General features: G+C 52.7%; 12 protein-coding genes. All 12 read left to right on the top strand.

Features of this window, described 5'->3' with window-relative positions; translation table 11 throughout:
• The first annotated feature begins 27 nt into the window (after positions 1–27).
• The 12 genes from B5M13_RS17375 (at position 28) to B5M13_RS17320 (ending at position 17,187) form a co-directional block, all read left to right on the top strand.
• Entirely contained in the window at positions 28–408 is a 381-nt protein-coding gene (locus tag B5M13_RS17375; RefSeq protein ID WP_080056870.1) for a hypothetical protein, read from the top strand.
• The gene (locus B5M13_RS17370; RefSeq protein WP_080056869.1) at positions 395–5,839 is read left to right on the top strand and encodes a tape measure protein; all 5,445 of its coding nucleotides are present in this window, start codon (positions 395–397) and stop codon (positions 5,837–5,839) included. Before B5M13_RS17375 ends, B5M13_RS17370 begins: the two co-directional genes overlap by 14 nt.
• Complete coding sequence (locus B5M13_RS17365) at positions 5,839–7,758, top strand: hypothetical protein (RefSeq protein ID WP_080056868.1); 1,920 nt, start codon at positions 5,839–5,841, stop codon at positions 7,756–7,758. The genes B5M13_RS17370 and B5M13_RS17365 overlap by 1 nt, the downstream gene beginning before the upstream one ends.
• 42 nt (positions 7,759–7,800) lie before the next feature.
• Positions 7,801–10,233, top strand: coding sequence for a hypothetical protein (locus tag B5M13_RS17360; RefSeq protein WP_080056867.1), 2,433 nt, complete (start codon positions 7,801–7,803; stop codon positions 10,231–10,233).
• A 1-nt stretch (position 10,234) separates the two neighbouring features.
• Entirely contained in the window at positions 10,235–11,461 is a 1,227-nt protein-coding gene (locus B5M13_RS17355) for a hypothetical protein (protein ID WP_080056866.1), read from the top strand.
• A 10-nt stretch (positions 11,462–11,471) separates the two neighbouring features.
• On the top strand, positions 11,472–11,966 hold the full coding sequence (locus B5M13_RS17350) for a hypothetical protein (RefSeq protein WP_080056865.1): 495 nt from the start codon (positions 11,472–11,474) through the stop codon (positions 11,964–11,966).
• A complete protein-coding gene (locus tag B5M13_RS17345) occupies positions 11,963–12,460 on the top strand; it encodes a DUF1353 domain-containing protein (RefSeq protein ID WP_080056864.1) in 498 nt (165 codons plus the stop codon). The genes B5M13_RS17350 and B5M13_RS17345 overlap by 4 nt, the downstream gene beginning before the upstream one ends.
• Positions 12,426–12,671: a hypothetical protein gene (locus B5M13_RS17340; protein WP_080056863.1), complete on the top strand. Its 246-nt coding sequence runs from the start codon at positions 12,426–12,428 to the stop codon at positions 12,669–12,671. The genes B5M13_RS17345 and B5M13_RS17340 overlap by 35 nt, the downstream gene beginning before the upstream one ends.
• Complete coding sequence (locus tag B5M13_RS17335; protein WP_080056862.1) at positions 12,668–13,612, top strand: hypothetical protein; 945 nt, start codon at positions 12,668–12,670, stop codon at positions 13,610–13,612. The genes B5M13_RS17340 and B5M13_RS17335 overlap by 4 nt, the downstream gene beginning before the upstream one ends.
• Positions 13,613–13,683: 71 nt before the next feature.
• Positions 13,684–14,646: a hypothetical protein gene (locus B5M13_RS17330; RefSeq protein WP_080056861.1), complete on the top strand. Its 963-nt coding sequence runs from the start codon at positions 13,684–13,686 to the stop codon at positions 14,644–14,646.
• A gap of 88 nt (positions 14,647–14,734) precedes the next feature.
• A complete protein-coding gene (locus tag B5M13_RS17325; protein WP_080056860.1) occupies positions 14,735–16,723 on the top strand; it encodes a hypothetical protein in 1,989 nt (662 codons plus the stop codon).
• Between the two features lie 83 nt (positions 16,724–16,806).
• Entirely contained in the window at positions 16,807–17,187 is a 381-nt protein-coding gene (locus B5M13_RS17320) for a hypothetical protein (protein WP_080056859.1), read from the top strand.
• Positions 17,188–17,205: the final 18 nt, after the last annotated feature.

Raw genomic sequence — 17,205 nt, 5'->3', positions numbered from 1 at the left:
TACCTACTAAACTGTACAGACACCTCAATGCAATCAACTTCCCCTTCAAAATCCGAAAAGGACTACCAGCTTTTACAACAGTACCTTAGTGAACACTTCTTAAATGATGCCGACTACCTGTACGACACGATGCCGGACGAATTGATAGAGCACTGCTTTCGGCAGTATTACGTATTTCTGTCCGGGTCTTTTGCGCTTACCGACTGGTACGCACTATTCCAACAGGAAGCCTACAGGATTCTCAACCTACGCGGTATTACCCAAGATCAAACCGAGTACAAGCTACGCTCAGCCCGATTTATCAATTACGTTCAAAATCTGATGAATAGCCTGCAAAACGAAAAAATCGACGTTTCATCCTACCCCGCCCGCGAATCTGGCGAGGATTTAGCCCATGTCTCAGTATGAACAGAACGTCCGTTTTAACTTCAAACTAGCCTCCGAATTACCTGACGCAATCCAGCAACTCGAACGGATTGCGGAATTAACAAAGCAACAGGGTCAGATTGCCTCCTCGACGGCAGATTTAGTCAAACAGGCTGCTCAGCAGCAAAAGAATGACCGAAAACTGTACGCCGAGGAGGAATTGGCGATAACCAAAGAAATCGCCCGACAGATGACCCTCGAACGCAAAGCGCAGCTCGATCAGCAGACTGCGCAACTGAAAGCGTCCGAAGCGCAGAATACGGCCTACGTCAAGGCCAGCGAGCAGGAACGCGCTGCTATCGCTAAAGAGATTGCCAAACAGACGACCCAGGAACAGGCCGCTGAACTCAAGCGGCAGGAAATCGAACGGGAAGCGTCCGAAGCCCGAAAGACGGCCATTGTCAAGGCCGAGGAAGATCGTCGTACTGCGGAGATCAGAGCCGCCCTGCTGGAACAGGCGCAGGCTGCTGAACGGCTACATGAACAGACCACCCTTGAGCTAAAGGCCGAACTCGAACGGCAGACACTTTCAGTCAAAGCCGAAGCTGACCAACAGACGGCCATCATTCGCGGGGAACAACAGCGGCAGACATTGCTGCTAAAAGGTGAACTGGCCGAACAGAAGGCCGCTATTCAGTCGCACGGCCAAGCCTTTCAGGAACTGCGTAACTACATCGCCAGTGCGTTCGGTGTGTATGAGCTAGTCCAGTTTGGTAAGGATGTCGTAGAAGCCAAGTCGAAGGTTGATTCCTTTCGGATGGGGCTACAGCAGATGATCGGCACGAAGGCCGAAGCGGATGCGGTATTCGCCCGGTTGGTGGAAATGGCGAAAACCACGCCGTTCGAGGTCGAAAACCTGATGGAAGCCACGTTCCGGCTGAAAGCCATGGGGACGGCTACCCAAGACCTGATACCGACGCTGGAAGTGCTCGGCAATATGGCTGCTGTCGTAGGTTCCGAAAAGCTGGGGTATATCGCCAAAGCCTTTACAGATATTCAGAACAAAGGAGTACTGATGAAGCAGGAGCTTAATCAGTTCGCCGATAACGGTGTGCCGTTGTACGATCTGCTGGCTAAGTCAATGGGTAAAACCCGCGACGAAGTGGTTAAACTGGCCGAAGCGCATGAAATTACGTTTGCGCAGGTCAAAAAGGCGCTTTTCGATGCCTCGCAGGAAGGCGGTCGGTATTACAACCTGATGGCGATTCAGGCCCAGACGCTGGGCGGTCAGGTAAGCAACCTGAAAGATAAATTCTTTCTGGCAAAGGCTGCGCTCGGCGACTACTACGAAGATGGCCTACAGAAAGTAATCAGCGGCCTGAGCAGTATGATTCAGTTTCTGGCCGGTTCTGACAGTGCCATTGCCCGGAATGTGGCAATCATCAAAGCCGGTGCATCGGCCTGGATTACCTACCAACTGGCGACTAATGCAGCCGTCCTAGAAGAAAAGGCGATTGCTGCGGCAATGGTTGTGAAGAATGCCGCAATTGCTGGCTCTGAGTTAGTGGTCGGTACGTATAACCTGATCATGATCACCGCAACCGGCACAACGCGGGGCTTTACGACGGCACAGCTTGAATCAGCAGTTGCGGCCCGGTCAACCTGGGCGGCACTGGCGGCTAATCCGCTGGGGGCGATCATCGCTACCGTTGGTATTGCGATCACAACGTATCAGGCTTGGAAAGCGGCCACGACCGAAGTGACTAGCGCGATGGGTGAGCAGGAAATTGCGCTGAAAACCGAAAAAGCAAACCTGAATACGCTTACGCAGGTGGCGCTGAACGCTGCCGCAGGCACGAAAGAACGAAAGGATGCTATTGCGTTGCTGATCAAACAGTACCCGCAGTACTTTTCGGGGCTGGACTCCGAGAAGGTTTCTAACAACGATCTGCGTAAGATACTGGATTCGGTGAACGTGTCGTACATGACCCGGATTAGCCTAGCTCGGCAGGCGTATAATCTGGAAGGGCTGGCCGCAAAGCAGAAAGAATTGTTCGAGCTGGAAAAAGAGTTCTTCAGCACGATGCCTAAATCAATTACGGTGCAATTCGACGGGGATATTACCAAGTTCGTTAAGGCGCTGGATGCTGGCGGAGCGCAGGCCAACAAACTAAAAGACCAACTGAACGAAACCGCAGGCGGTGGAGCGGCATTCTTCGGCGAAGCAGCGCGAGAAATCAGTAAGAAGTTTGATGCCGTTGAGAAAGATTATGCGAAGGTCAGCCAGAACATGAAGTCTACCGACGAGGTACGCATAAAAACGGCTCTGGACGCGGAAAATAAACGCTGGGAAGCGCAGCTATCGACGCTCAAGAAAGGCACTGCCGATTACAAAACGGCGGAACAGAAACACCTTGACGAACTGGCGAAGATCAACGGTACGTACCGCGAGAATCAGGAAGGAGCGGCTACCAATCACGGCGCAAAGATGAAATCTATTGTGCTTAACTCGCAGCTTACGGTTCGCGATATTCTGCTACAGACTGACAATATGAGTTATGAGGACAAAAAGAAGTATTACGAGAACCTTGAAAAGCTGGAAATTGAGCAGATCAACAAAACAAAGGTTAGTCGTAAAGCGTCCGAAGCTGAAATTGTCGCCTTGCGCGAACAGTCTCTGAAAGATATTCAGGCTGTCCATGAGAAGTACCAGAAGATTCAGGATGGATTGTTAGCCATTGAGCGCAAATCGTTGTCTGATTCTATCGACGCTGAGATTGTAAAGTTTCAGGAGCGTAATAACGTTGAGCAGGATTACATCGACAAAACTACGTCGGGCATTAAGAAGCTGGCGCAGGAAGCTAAAAAGTCGGCGGCTGATCGCGAAGCTGCCGAAAAGCAGTTGCAGACCGAGAAAGAGAAAACGATTCGCATGACCGAAGCGGCTGCGGATGCCGAGGAGAAGGCAAACCGAAAAATTATTAATCTGTTCTCGGAAATGCTCAGCAAGGCCGACCCGCTGCTGGCTTCGATTGCCAAGGGGTTTATGACCGTCATTGAGTTTACTGATCAGTTGTCGGGTAAAACCTTAAAGGCCGCAAATGACTCCATAAATGCGGCTCAGGTACACGCTAAAACGTTACAGTCGATCTACGAAGCTGGTATGGGCGGAACCGCGCAGGAAGTCGAAAAAGCAAAGCAAGCTGTTGAGGAGTCGAAAAAAGATGCAGCTCAGGCCAGAGTAGATACAGCAACGACTGTTTTTGCGGTCATGGGGGCATTGTATCAGGTCTTTTCAGCGATTGCAGATGCCTATAATCAGCATCAGAAAGAAGTCTATCAGGCGATTGCCAGCGGCTTTACCCGAATCCGGGAAGCCTATAAAGACCTGTATGCGTTTATTACGAAAGCAGCTAAAGATGCTCACGACGAAGAAATGAAGAATTTCACCGGGTCGATTGAGGAGAAACTGCAAGCGATAGACGCTTATTATAAGCGGGAAAAATCCTACGCCGAGGGTCGTGATCGTATCGACGCAATGCTGGCTTATTACCAGAAAGCAGCACAGATTCAAGCCGACGCGGGTACAGATGCGGGTAAGATTATGAAGGGCTTAACCGAATTAGCCTTAGATCAGATCAAGCTACAGCAGCAAATGATCATCAATCAGGCTGAGCTTGAAATTGCTAAAGCAGGTGAAGTTCGTGACGCTCGGATAGAGGCTATCAATGCCCAATATGATGCTTATAAAAAAGCAAAAGAGAAGGAAATTGATGCGCTTAATGATGCTGCTGATAAGGAAAAGGAGCGCATTGATGAAGTTCTGCAAGCGAAAAAAGATGCGCTAAATGCTCAGTTAGATGCAGCAAAAGCCGCTTACGACAAAGAGGTTGATTTAGTTAAAACAACCTACGATACAGAGCTTGCTTTACTCAAAGATCGGGAAAGTCAGGAACGTGCGCAGATGCAGGCGACTTATGATCTGCGTCAGCAATTGATGGAGCAACGTATTTCTGACGAAATCGAGGAAGTCGCCATTCTTGACCGGGTTCGTAACGAAGCTCTGGAACGCTACCGCGCTGACGAGATCGCTCGTATTACAGCTACTCGTGACCGTATTCTGGCAACGCTCACCGATGAGAACGAAAAGCAGCAGGTTATCACTGAATACGAAAACCAGCTCAGAGAGTTACACGATACAGTTGAAGAGGCTAAACTAGATAAGTCGAAAGGTGTTTCGTTGGCTACTAAACAACTCAACAAAGAGCAGGCCGACGAAACCAAGCAACTGAAAGCCGAAGAAACGGAAGCACTCAAAAAGCTAGATGATGAGTATCAGGCCAAATTTAAACAGTTGGCCCAGGAACGCGATGAAAAGTTAGCTCAGATGAAAGCTGACGAATTGGAGCGGGAAGAAGTCCTGAAAGATCGCATTAAGCAGTTGGAGTTAGATGCTGCCAACCAAAAGCACAACCTGGAGATTGAAACCGCCGAGAAGATTCAGGACATCATGGAGCAGATGGCTAAACAGGAGGCCGCAGCCGCTTCGGATCGGGCGAAGGCTAATGCGGACTATGCAAATCAGGTCATGCAGGCCAACCGGCAAATATTTGAAGCCAACAAGCGTATGAAAATTGCTGAATTACAGGCTGAAATTGCTATTCTGGAAGGTCAGAAAGGGCTATTCAGTAATAACAGTGCGATCAATGCGGCTATTGATGCGCTCAATCAGGCAATCGGTACAATTACGGCGCTCTCGTACGATACAGGTTCTGCTGTCAGTTCGGGTATCAATAGCGTGTTCGGAAAAACTACGATAACCAAAGAAACGCTAGGCGGAGGTACGGGCGGCATTCGTCCCGGCTCCCGACCGACTACGCCGGTAGATGCATCAGGCAATCAGGTGTCAACGGCCTATGACGAAGACGGCAACGCAATCGAACTGACGTATGACCCGCTCGGCCACTCGTTCAGTGCTTACGATGCAAATAAAAACCCGATCACGATCAAGTTTGCAGTCGGTTACGCTCCCAAAACAGGTAAGCAGTATTTTCTTGGTACGGAGTACGTAGACGACCCCAGCCGACCGAATGGACGCGATACCGTACCGGCTTTCCTGACTAAAGGGGAACGGGTTTTGACCGTCGATCAGAACCTGCAACTGAACGGTATCACGAATGACGAGCTGGTACGCCGGGCCTTGCTGGTAGAGAACCTGAACCTGCCGAATATGGCCGAGTTCTGGGCTGGCTTCGGTAATATGCGACTCGGTTTGCCTGATGGATTACTGTCGGCTGGCGGTCGGGAATTTCTCAATATTGCCGAACTGATTGACGAAACCCGCCGAACAAGGCAGGTCTTTGAAAACAAAAAGCTGATGAATGTTACAATCGACTCGAACGGCTTTCTGTATTCCGAAATCAGCAAGCACAGCATTACGACCTATTGGGATAATATTATTAGACGATCATAATGGAACGTTATTTCCTGAACGATGTAGAGATTCCGGCACCGCAGGGTATTGATAACCTGACCCGGTTAAAATCACGCTCTCGGCGCTATTTTTCGGTACTTTATCGCAATGCTGGGTATGCTCAGCGCGTCGGCAATGTCACATTTGCCGACGCGCTGAGTCGTCGTCTGCTGCTTGAACCGTATCAGGTTGCTCGTGTTGGGGCAAACACCCGGTTTCGGATGGAGTACGACGGCGTTACCGAGTACGAGGCTTTTGTTGATTATCTGTCGTTTTCAAAAAACCGTAGCGGCATATCATGCGCCTTTCGGGATGAAGTAAGCCTGACGACACTGGAAAGTCAGTCTGTAACGCCGTACAGTGTTTCGACAAAAACAACCGTTACACTTCGGACGAAGCGAATTACCGGGCCAGCCACGCACACAGTCGGCACAACGCCAACGGTACAGAAGGCAATGCCTTCGGCGCAGTCGATCAGCCATTCGCTGCCGCTGGTCAGGCCGGAAAAGGCTGAAAGCTCACTGCCTGGGCAACTGCTTACCGTCGATAGTCCACTGTCCAATCAGCCGATCTATCGCAATACGACCAACGATGTGCAGTCATTGCAACTATCGGGACGGGTACAGATGACGTTTAGTGCCAGTGCCAGTACCGGGGCTCGTCTGGTTGTTCTGCTGTACGACCCGAACGGCACATCGACGGAGATTCGACAGGCTGAACTGCTGATGACAACCAGCCAGAAAACGGTAACGTATGCGCTACTGGCTGGGCTTGTCGTGCAGCCTGGAGGATGGGTTGTACTCGGTGTTCGCGGGGATACCGTCAGCAAGTGGTCGTTTACCTACGGCAGCGATACCGTTGTGACGCTGGAATCGACCAATCAGGCACCGGAATCGATCTGTCGCGGTTTGCTGGCGGCTGATCTTCTGGCTGAACTGGTACGTCGGTCGAGCGGGGGAACGCTGACCTTTCAGAGCGAGTATTTTACGACGGGCGACGGCAAGGATGTGTTTCTGACCAATGGCGCCAACCTCCGGGGTATTAATCGGGCCATTGCGACCAGCTTGCAGGATGTGTTCGACGGTCTGACCGCTTCGGACCCGCTTGCGCTCTGGATTGATGGCGCAACCGTTCGACTTGAACCGCTGGCTACGTACCTGAGTAGTTACGCAGCCGTTAGCTGGCTCGATCAGGAGCCGATCAGTATTACCTGCAAGCCGAATGCAACGTATCTGTTCAATGAAGTCCTGACCGGGTACGAAACGTGGCGCAGTAGCGGCCTGCTGGCAAACGATGAGATCAACGGCAGTCGTCGCTACCTGACCAGTTACCAGACCGTACGGCAAACGCTCGATTTACGGGCTAAAACCGTGATTGCGTCCGGTGAACTGATCGAAGAACAACGGCGTAAGCAGTTCAGCGATAAAACGGCCAGTGCCAACGCATCTGATAGCAATGACGATAAGCTGTTTGTGATCTGTACGACTCTGAACCGATCAGGTCAGCGGGTGAACGAAACCCGCGAAAAGACGCCGTATCTGACTGGCGTAGTCGATACAGAAACGCCGTATAATGTGCGGCTAAGTCCGGCACGATCAGCCCGACGCTGGGCTAAAATTCTGCCGATTGCTCCGCTCGTACTGGAATCGTCGGAAGGCAACAGTACGGCCAAAAGTCGGTACGGTACAGAAGCCTGGTCGTCGCTGGGCGAGGGGGATTACCTGCCGAAACTGCCGAAGTCGCTGCTAGGCGACGAACTAGCTATTGTCGTCATACCGATGTCCCAGATTGAATTTAACAATCTGGGCGACTGGATTACGGTTTATGACGAGGGAAAGCCCGTAACCGGGTTGCTCATGGATGCGACATGGCAGGAAACCGAGCAGGGTGCGACCTGCACGATGACGCTGTTTTTGTGATTCTTTTTGCTCTTTTTTGTAATATTAATATTACCTTCGGGCATGAGACAATTTGTGCATTTTCTCCGATTTTTTGCGGTAGCCGATGATAACCGCATGATTCCGACGAATGCCCTGACCCCACAGGACGCGCATCCAATGCTGCCGGTTGTAGCGGGTGACATCATCCGGTTTCTGATACCCAAATCCGACCTGAAAGGGCAGATTCCTGAACTGAGTGAAATTGTACTGCTCAATACCGCTCAGCAGCCGGTGCGTGTTAATCCGGCATTGGCTGGCAGCGAACGTATCGGCATAGTTCGTCGGCAGCGTAGCGAACAGTATGTTCAGTTCACCTTAACGATTGATTCGTTACCGGCCAGTGGACAACAGTTCGCCCTTATGCGGACGGTGTATACAAAGGATTCGCCGAGTGTAGAACCGACAGCCTCCGAACTGAGTGTACTAGGCACCGTATCCGGCCAGTTTGCTGATCTGGATAGCTATATCGAAGCGATACAGGAAAAGTACGAAGCCTATCCGCACGCGCCGGTAGTGACCATTCGACGGGGTAATCAGTTGACCGTCCGTATTTTCAAATCGGCACGGTTTCAGCCATCGGACGACGATCTGCTAAGCTGGCGTATTGGCCTGGGTAAGCTCGGTCTGAACGCACGAAACACGAACAGCCCTGCGCTGAATATGAGTTCTCAGGGCGTGGTCAACATTGATGCAACCGACTGCTATAAAGTGGTTGTCGATGACGACATCGAAGCTGGCAACGTGTTTCAGTTGCAGGGGCTCAGTTACACCGCTGGACAGAACGACACACCGGCACAGGTGCTTTCCGGGCTGGGTCTGGGGAGTGATGCGACGGTTCTAGTCGCGTCAGGTTCGCCGGTAGTGATTCAGGCCACTACCGGGGTATACCGTAGCGATAACCAGAACAACCCGGTCTTGCAGTTGCTGTACGACTCAAACAACGGGGCTGGTCAGGATAAGTACAAAGCTATCGTCGGGGCTGATGTACAGGCTGGAAACATTTATCAGGTTGCCGCTACCGGCATGACGACCAAAACCGTTGTGGCTACAGCCAGCGACACACCGGATACGATTGCTGCGCAGTTCAACACCAGCAGCGGCTTCTGTCTGATTCCAGCCGGTCAGAATCCGGTCGCTACAACAGATCCCGGCTCGCAGACGATTGCCAACACCAACGAGCCGAGTATTTACCTGAGCGCGAAGGTTACGACGGCAGCGTACACGGTAACGCGCTGGAAAATATTTGTTGGCAGCAGCATTCAGCGCGGCAATGAGTTTGTGGTCGAGCAAAGCGGACAGGATACCAAAACCGTTATCGCATCGGCTTCGGATACGCCGATCACGATTGCCGGTAAGCTGGGGTATACGACCAACCCGTTCATTATTGACGTACCCACTGGCGGCACACTGGCGGCTTACGCCCGTCGCGGTGTGCGGTATAGCGAGCCGGACGATGTAGCCCCGGTTCGGCTGAGTGCGCTGCCGTCCTGCGTTCGTCCGAAACAGGTTGTCTGTGAAGTACGGATACCGGCCATTAAGCCAGGTGTTTACTCGCTCGGCCTTCGTGATCGACAGTTGCGGCAGGTTGTAGGTGTCTCTAACCGGCTGCGAGTACAGCCCGGTTCGCAGGGAACGAGTGTACTGCGCTGGGGTAGCCTTTCCGGTCTTGATCAGGTGTTAGGCTACGAATATGCCGAACCCGGACTGATGCAGCAGCTACGCCTGCCGGTCTACGTCGGGCCGATGCGTCAGCAGACTCTTGAAACGCAGTACAGCACCCCACGCGGCAGAATAATACGTACCAGCTTGCAGGTCAACTACAGCCACACGCTGACGACGACCATGCAACCGCCTGCGTTTCACCGGGCGCTGCTGCTGGCACTGAAACACCCACTGATACAGATCGACGGTCAGCCGTATCATGCGCAGTCAGATTACCGGGAAACCGAGCCTACACCAGTTCAGCAACTCTATCAGGCACAAACCGATCTGTACGAGGCTGATTCCATGCACTTCGATGCGGGAGCGGCTGCGCTGGCCGGTGTCCGTTCTGCGGCTTTTGTTGAGTCGATGGACGGAACCGAATCACTGGAAGGTGTCTGGCTGCGCAGTCAGCAGCAGTTGATTCCAGTTGAACAGAACCTGACAGTTGACCCGGCAGAATACGAATTACGGGCGCTCTGTCCGATGGAGCCGTACGTACTGTCGGCTTACGTCAATGACCGGCTGCGCATCAATACGCTGCTCAGTCCGGGCGTGCTGTCGCTGGCTGGAACGTTACGGCTGAAACCCGGCGACCGGCTGATCATTCAGGCAACGGTGTCGCTGGCTACCATTGGCTCGACCGTGTACGGCTCCGATATGGACGTACTGGAACAAACGCAAACCGGGTACGCTGAAACGACGCAGCGCGGCCCAGACCATTCCGAGGACTTTAATCAGGATTATCACTAAAATGACTATCAGCGAAGCAAGAGCGTACGTAAACGCTCATTATGGGTACAATGGCCTGGGGTTGATCGACGGCGAAGTTGACAAGACTGCGCTACTGACACTGCTCGACCTGATCGAAGCAGATGCCAGTTGGTCGCCGGTACTGGCCGGTGTGCAGTACGGCACAAATACCGTTATCAAGGTGGTTGACTGGGTGGGCGGCAACGGAGTGAAGCCAGCCGTTAATCTGTACTTGGGAGCTACCGGCTACGTGTCGGATATTGCCCAGGCGGTGAGCTTTCGGGGCGCAACCGGCCCGGCAGGTACGGTTGCGGCTTCATCATTTATAGAGATTACAGCGGACAATCCCATTGCGGATGTACTTCTGCGTCTGATAAACTCGCATGGTGTTCCGGGTCGGGGCGGTGTAAAAGCTGAATTCCATAAAGGTGGTATTAGCTACTGGCGTATCGGTCAGCCAACGGGCGACATATCGGCCTTTGTGATTGAACAGTCTATTGGCGGTGGCGCATTGGCGGAATTGCTGCGCATTGATTCGGGGGGTAATCTGGGACTTGGAACAAATGCGGCACAGGCTAAGCTCCATGTTGCTGGCGCGGCACAGATAGACGATATGTTACGGTTTCCGAATGTCATTGCAAGCCGTAAGGTCGTAATGTTCAATTATGCCGACAATGATCATCAGTTCTGGGGGTGCGGTGTCAATGTTGATACGTTCCGTTTGCAGGTCGGCGCAACGGCTTCTGATTTTGTGTTTTTTGCGGCCACAGGGCCAACGGCCAGCGTAGAGCTGGCTCGTATCCGGGGTAATGGCCGGATGGGTATCGGTGTATCCAGTCCTGCCGAACTGCTTGATGTCGCGGGGCGGGTAAAGTCGAAAGGGCTGGTTTCGACGGGTAGCCTACCGACTGTAGCCATTACTACAGGGGGAGCCGGTACAACGGCAAGCGCGACGGTAGCCGCAGGCAGTAACGACATGGCCGGTAAGATTACACTCGTCACCAGTGCCGGGGCGTCTGCCAATAATACCTTACTTACCCTGACGTTCAATCAGGCTTACGCAGCCGCCCCGGTTGCGGTACTGGTTACACCCCGAAATGCCAGAGCCGCCGAACAGGTCAGCCGGGTCTACGTCAGTGCTATCACTGCGAACGGGTTCACGCTTGCCAGTGCAGGTACGGCGCTTTCAGTCGATACGTTTGATTTTCAGTATGTTGTAATCGCTTAATTTCTCTTTTATGTCTGAATTGCTCAATCAAAACGGCCTGTTGCTGGACGATCAAGCCGTTTTTCGGGGGCTTGAAACCCCGATCTCTGACGAACCTGTGACGGGTTTCAAGCGGGTTGCTCGTCACGAAAGCCTGTTTATTGGCCCGAACCTGCAAATGATTCAGAAAGTGCGCGTTGTCCGGGTCGATAACGACGGCGTAGAACTGGCGCATCAGATTCGGGAGTCATCGCTGAGTCCGGCAGTGGCTTCGCAGCTTCTGAATGCGTATCAGGATACGGTCTATTCGGCTTCGACCGAAGGGGCTTTTGTCAATGCGACCGGCTTTCCGGTGGACTCGCTGGCCGAAGACGCTACCGAGCAGCTTGCCTTTTTTCAACGGATCACCATCGGAGCCGTTAAAGCGCAGGGGCAAACTGTTTCGGATAGTACGTCGATTCCGGTGCTGGTCTATATGCTGCTGCTGGGTGAAATTCGTAAACTGGATGCGCAGGGCAGACTATGAACCGGGATGTGATTGCTCGCATTCGGCGCACGGATACCGTGTATCGGTTGCGCGTTGCGATGAGTAACCGGCTGGAAAAGCCCGATCAGATGGAGCTATCGGCTCCGGTAATTGTGGAAGTACTCGACAACAAGGAAGTACTGCTACCATGCGGTTTCGTGACCGACTGCCACAGTGTACCGCTGTGGCTCGGCAGCATTCTGCCAGAGTACGACAACCGTACCAACCTTGCAGCGGTCGTTCACGACTATCTGTACATGCACTGGGAGACGTTTGCCGAGCAACCGGGCCGCTACTACGTATTTTCAGATATGAATCGGAAATATGCTGATCAGGTATATCTGGAATTGATGAATCGTTTTCATCCGGGCGGCTGGCGTAACAAACTGTATTACCGGGCCGTCCGGTTGTTTGGCGGCTGGAATTGGGATAAATATCGGCTTATAAATCAGGAAGCAAATGAAAAAGAATCTAAAGAAGGCAATCCGAATTAGCAGCATTGACGAAACGGGCGGTCGGGCGCTGATCGATGCCCCCGGCGTGGTCAATGGAACCGGCGTGTCGCTGTTTTTGAATGGCGAAGCCTGGGGAAACGGTCAGATCGTTGGCGGTGAAGCGCATATTGTCGGGCGCTGTCCGCTCCCGGCAACCTACTCGCTCACAATGGAAGTACATACTGTCAATACCAAATTACTGCCTGAATGAATCTAGCCACTATTACAGCCGGAGCCTATCACGGTTCCGGGTTCGTCACCGTTAGCTGCGCTCAGGCGAACGGTACGGCTATTCTGATCTACCGGGGAACGCTCCTGCTCGGTCAGGGTATTCTGTCCGCTGGTAGTGTTGTTGTGGCAGTTCCGGCACTGGCGAAAGGGGACATTATCCAGGCAAGCGTAACCGAGCGGGGAAATGCTGCCGGTGTGCCGGTCGTGGTGACTGACAGCGCGAATCCGCCGACTGGCTGGCAGATTCCGGTAACAGTTCAGGTAACGCGTCAGAATGGCGTAATCGAGACACTGACAGCCAGCCAGTACGAAGCAGAGTTCGGGGTAGCACCGGCGAAAAGCTACGACCCCAGACTGAAAACGTCGGTCGTCGGGCCGGACCCGGAAACGATACAGCAGGTCGCCAGTACGCCAATTCTGTTTAGCCTGCTAATCGAAATGCAGGTCGGGCAAACCGTTGTGACAGTATCCAATGTTGTCGGACAGACCGGCAATGTTCTGGTTCGCTGGGCAAACACCGAAACGTTCGGCAATACACTCAGCCGGACGTACACAGCAACGGCAACGGTTACTGTCGATGTAAAAGGCGACAGCGACACAGCCTACGTATCCAAAACGGTAAACATTGTGATTTTCAATCCACCCGCACCGCCATCGCCGACTATCAGCGACATTATTGCGATGTCCTATTCAAGATCGACCGGAACCGACATCCTGCGGGGGATTATCAACTCGAAAAAGGCATGCCAGTGCAAGCTAGAGCCATTTACGAGTGTGTGGAAGGATATGGAGTTTCATGCCTTCGACTGTCAGGATGTTGGATTTAACCCGGTTCCGGCTGGCACCTACACGCTCTATGGGCGGGTTGCCGGGGATACTAATTCCGCGAACTGGCGCACACTGACTATCGTTAAGCCGTAATTTATTTTTGTAAATACGTAATATTAATATTACTTTTTTATTTTTGTCCAAATCAAACTATTTCATTGTCAATGGGAACATTACAGCAATTCATGTCGAATGTAACGCCCGGTTCGGCAGCGACTGCGCACCGCTCAGCGGATTACGGTTCGACGCAACCGAAAGGGAATTACATCGCCGTTGCACTGGTTATCGCGGCCAGCCTGCCGGATTTCGGCACGAACTACACCATCGGGGCCGGGCCAGCCGCACCACTTGGAGCGGGTAATATTGTGGCGGCACTGAAAGACCTGGCCTATAAGGGACAGTGCTGGTTTCTGGGTAACGGCCTTGTAAATGGCAAAGCGGCCAAACCTGTCGAGCGCAAGGCGGCAACCATGTACGGTTCGGAGTCGGCACCACGAACAACGGGAGAAGTAGCCGAAAAGGTTGATTTTACCGTACGGGATACGTTCGCCAACGTCGATTTCTGGAACTCGCTTCGTGCCGGTGCGCTGGGGCCGCTGGATGTGTATTTGTTTACCAACACGACAGTACAATGCATTCGGTACGCTTCCGAGGCTCCGGTCTTCGACGGTATCGGCTACGAAATGCCGGGCAACTACGAGCAGGAGATACCGGGCGGCTTCTCGGTAAGCTGGAACAATGCCAAAGGGCAGTTACAGCCCGTCAAAGGCATCGTTATGTCGGCCCTGAAATTTGAGACGTTACGCTATACGTTTGCTGCTGCGACACCGGCACCGACCAACCTTGCGTTAGTGGCTGGTACGACCAACCGCTACAACATGGTTACGGGGTCTGCCGCCAAGATCAAGCGGGTCGTCAACGAAGGCGGAGCCGTTCGGTACTCGATCTTTAAAAACGGCTCGGACGACATCCCGACCGCCGAACTGGTAACGATTGATTCGGATACCGGCGAAGTGAATTTCGGCTCGGCCATGCCGCTCGGTCGCTACGTGTATACGATTGCTGCCGAAAATCCCTGCGGTGTGTACGGTACTTGGGTGCTGGAAGTTATCGTTAAGTCGGCTTAATCGCGCTGTAGTAAAGTAAACCTGTTTCTATTCTGAACAAGGCGGTCGGCCACTGGCTTGACCGCCTTGTTTTTTAGCTCAAATCAGCATGTTATCATTTCAGGATTTACTACCCTATCTGCAACAGGGAGCCGGACGAAATAGGCCCGGCTCGAAGCTGCTGCACAAGTTCTACGCAAAGAGCATTGCGCACCGCGACGAAATTGAGCAGGTTTTTGGCGATGCGTACCCGAAATACCTGGACAAAGATCGTCCGCGTGAACTGCCGGAGCATAAGAAATACCGAAAGGAAGTTTACGAAAACATCTTTCGCGGGTTTAAAAGCCGGGTAATCTCGGCGCTGGATTACATCCGGCAGGCCGACGATTTTGATGTACAATGGCCGACGACTGATATACAGGAAGCCGATAGCTTGCAGACCTATACCGGCAAGGGTTTTTCCCCGGAAGGTGATTTTGTCGAATGGTTTTTCTCGAACGTCAAGTCCGACTACGTGGATGACCCGAATGCGGTATTGCTTATCCTGCCAGTCGAGCAGCCGCTAAGCGATGCAGAGTACCCGCGTCCGCAGACAATGATTATTCCGTGTCAGGACGTATGGATGTTTCGACGGGGAAAATTTGCCGTACTGGTATCGCCCGAAAAAACGCTGCTGCCGAACGATTCGCCCGATGAACCGACCGGAAACGTGCTGTTCTTTCTTGACCATGACAGCTACACGATTGCGAGGCAGACCGGACTATCGACCAATCAGAACGGCCAGCGTGTCGCTGACTGGCAGATTCTGGGCGTTGAAAACCTGTTCGACGCAGAAGGCAAACTGGTCGGTCAGGCGTTCAATCCGCCCCGGCATTATTGCGCTACGATGCCAGCGCGAAAGATTGGATTGAAGCGCATCAAGAAAACGACGAAAGGCGAAGAGTACTACGAAAGCCTGATTGCGGATGCACTGCCGCATATACGGCTCGGCCAGCGCAATCAGAGCGATATTCAGGTAGAAACGAACTTCCATGTAGCGAGTAAGGAGTGGCGCAGATCAACCAGCAAATGCAAACAGCCCGGTTGCGTAGGTGGCGTCATTCATATCCGCGATGATGTTAAAGGCTCGAAATCGGGCGAACCCGGCGCGATCATCGATGTCAGGGAGTGCCCAACCTGTAAAGGAACCGGCTTTCACGATACCGGCAGCGGCCTGAACATCATGTACATTGATGCGACCGGAGGCAACACACCGGGCGAAATGCCCAACGTACCGAGTGGCGACCCTGGCGGATTTATCAAACGGCCAATCGAATCGCTGAAAACCTTTGTCGAGGAGTTCAAGCGCAACTGCGAAGAAGCCTATACGACGATAGACATGCAGTTCATCCGTAAGACTCCCTACGATGAGTCAGGAGCCAGCAAGCGGTATGACCGGCAGGAAATGCTGCGTACGCTGGTGGTGAACGGAGTACACATTGTCGATCTGATGAGCTTCGGTTACGAATGCATCGACGCCCAACGATTCGGGGCCAGCGGACGGCTCAGAGAGCAGCTACCGGAAGTGCTGGCTCCCGTCCGGCTCGATCTGGAAAATGCGGAGCTGACCCGCGAAGAACTCAACAACGCAAAGGATAAAAAGTACGACCCGACGCTGGTACAGGCGTACGAGAAAAAGATGCTGCTGTATACGACCGGCGAGCAGTCGGATGAATATCGGCGGTATGTACTTCGGACGCAGTGCGACCCGTATCTGGACGTTACCGAGGAAATGAAAGCGTATATGCTCGGTGTAGCGTTCAGGAACCCGGACAGCCCGGAGAACCGGACAAAGATCGAACGCATTTACCTGTCACTGGATTTTGACGGGCTTGTTGCTGACGCGCTACGCGACGATGCTGATTTCTGGCAGAAAAGCCTGACTGATCAGTATAATGAAATCGTTCGGCGGGGTAAGCTGCTGGTCGGGCCGCAGACGGTTGGACTGGCCGCAACCGGGGGTACAGGGGGCGCATTCCCCACGCTGGAACCGCTGAATATGAAACCTCCGGTAGATGTACAGCAGACGCAACAGACCCAACAGCAACAATTCAATTAATATTTTTGAAAATGTAATATTAATATTACTATTTTTGGTCTGATCAATTGCGAGTATTACAAACGAAACTTTTTCAATGAGTTATGGCAAAGCAAACCAAGAAAGCGGCCACAGTAGCCGCTGAGCTTACGGCAGCGCGAAGGACGACCGATAAGACCTACGAACAGCTACCACTCAACCATGAGGTTGTTGTGCAGGTCGGCCCCCGGCAGCGGATGCAGCGTAACAAAGTCGTCACCGTCGAGGAGGCCCGAAACGTGATTTTCACCAAAGCCGGGTATGAAGCGATGGACAGGGATGAAGAAACCGGCGAAACAACGCACATCCTGACCAAAGTGCTGGGTATCCCGGAATACAAGATGGTCGAAGACACTACGATTCCTGACGGCAAGCGGAAGGATTTTGATGTACTGTATTTCGCAGACGCTGAATCCGAGACGGAAGAGGAAGAACCTGCGGCCTAATTGGACGCGCTGACTAAC

The sequence above is a fragment of the Spirosoma aerolatum genome (genome assembly GCF_002056795.1).
GTDB classification, from domain to species: Bacteria; Bacteroidota; Bacteroidia; order Cytophagales; family Spirosomataceae; genus Spirosoma; species Spirosoma aerolatum.
This window is presented reverse-complemented; position numbering and strand designations above follow the sequence as displayed.

Bases quoted from the DNA above. Each gene is read 5' to 3' on its own strand.
- B5M13_RS17375 (WP_080056870.1), top strand. From the start codon at position 28: ATGCAATCAACTTCCCCTTCAAAATCCGAAAAGGACTACCAGCTTTTA.
- B5M13_RS17370 (WP_080056869.1), top strand. From the start codon at position 395: ATGTCTCAGTATGAACAGAACGTCCGTTTTAACTTCAAACTAGCCTCC.
- B5M13_RS17365 (WP_080056868.1), top strand. From the start codon at position 5,839: ATGGAACGTTATTTCCTGAACGATGTAGAGATTCCGGCACCGCAGGGT.
- B5M13_RS17360 (WP_080056867.1), top strand. From the start codon at position 7,801: ATGAGACAATTTGTGCATTTTCTCCGATTTTTTGCGGTAGCCGATGAT.
- B5M13_RS17355 (WP_080056866.1), top strand. From the start codon at position 10,235: ATGACTATCAGCGAAGCAAGAGCGTACGTAAACGCTCATTATGGGTAC.
- B5M13_RS17350 (WP_080056865.1), top strand. From the start codon at position 11,472: ATGTCTGAATTGCTCAATCAAAACGGCCTGTTGCTGGACGATCAAGCC.
- B5M13_RS17345 (WP_080056864.1), top strand. From the start codon at position 11,963: ATGAACCGGGATGTGATTGCTCGCATTCGGCGCACGGATACCGTGTAT.
- B5M13_RS17340 (WP_080056863.1), top strand. From the start codon at position 12,426: ATGAAAAAGAATCTAAAGAAGGCAATCCGAATTAGCAGCATTGACGAA.
- B5M13_RS17335 (WP_080056862.1), top strand. From the start codon at position 12,668: ATGAATCTAGCCACTATTACAGCCGGAGCCTATCACGGTTCCGGGTTC.
- B5M13_RS17330 (WP_080056861.1), top strand. From the start codon at position 13,684: ATGGGAACATTACAGCAATTCATGTCGAATGTAACGCCCGGTTCGGCA.
- B5M13_RS17325 (WP_080056860.1), top strand. From the start codon at position 14,735: ATGTTATCATTTCAGGATTTACTACCCTATCTGCAACAGGGAGCCGGA.
- B5M13_RS17320 (WP_080056859.1), top strand. From the start codon at position 16,807: ATGGCAAAGCAAACCAAGAAAGCGGCCACAGTAGCCGCTGAGCTTACG.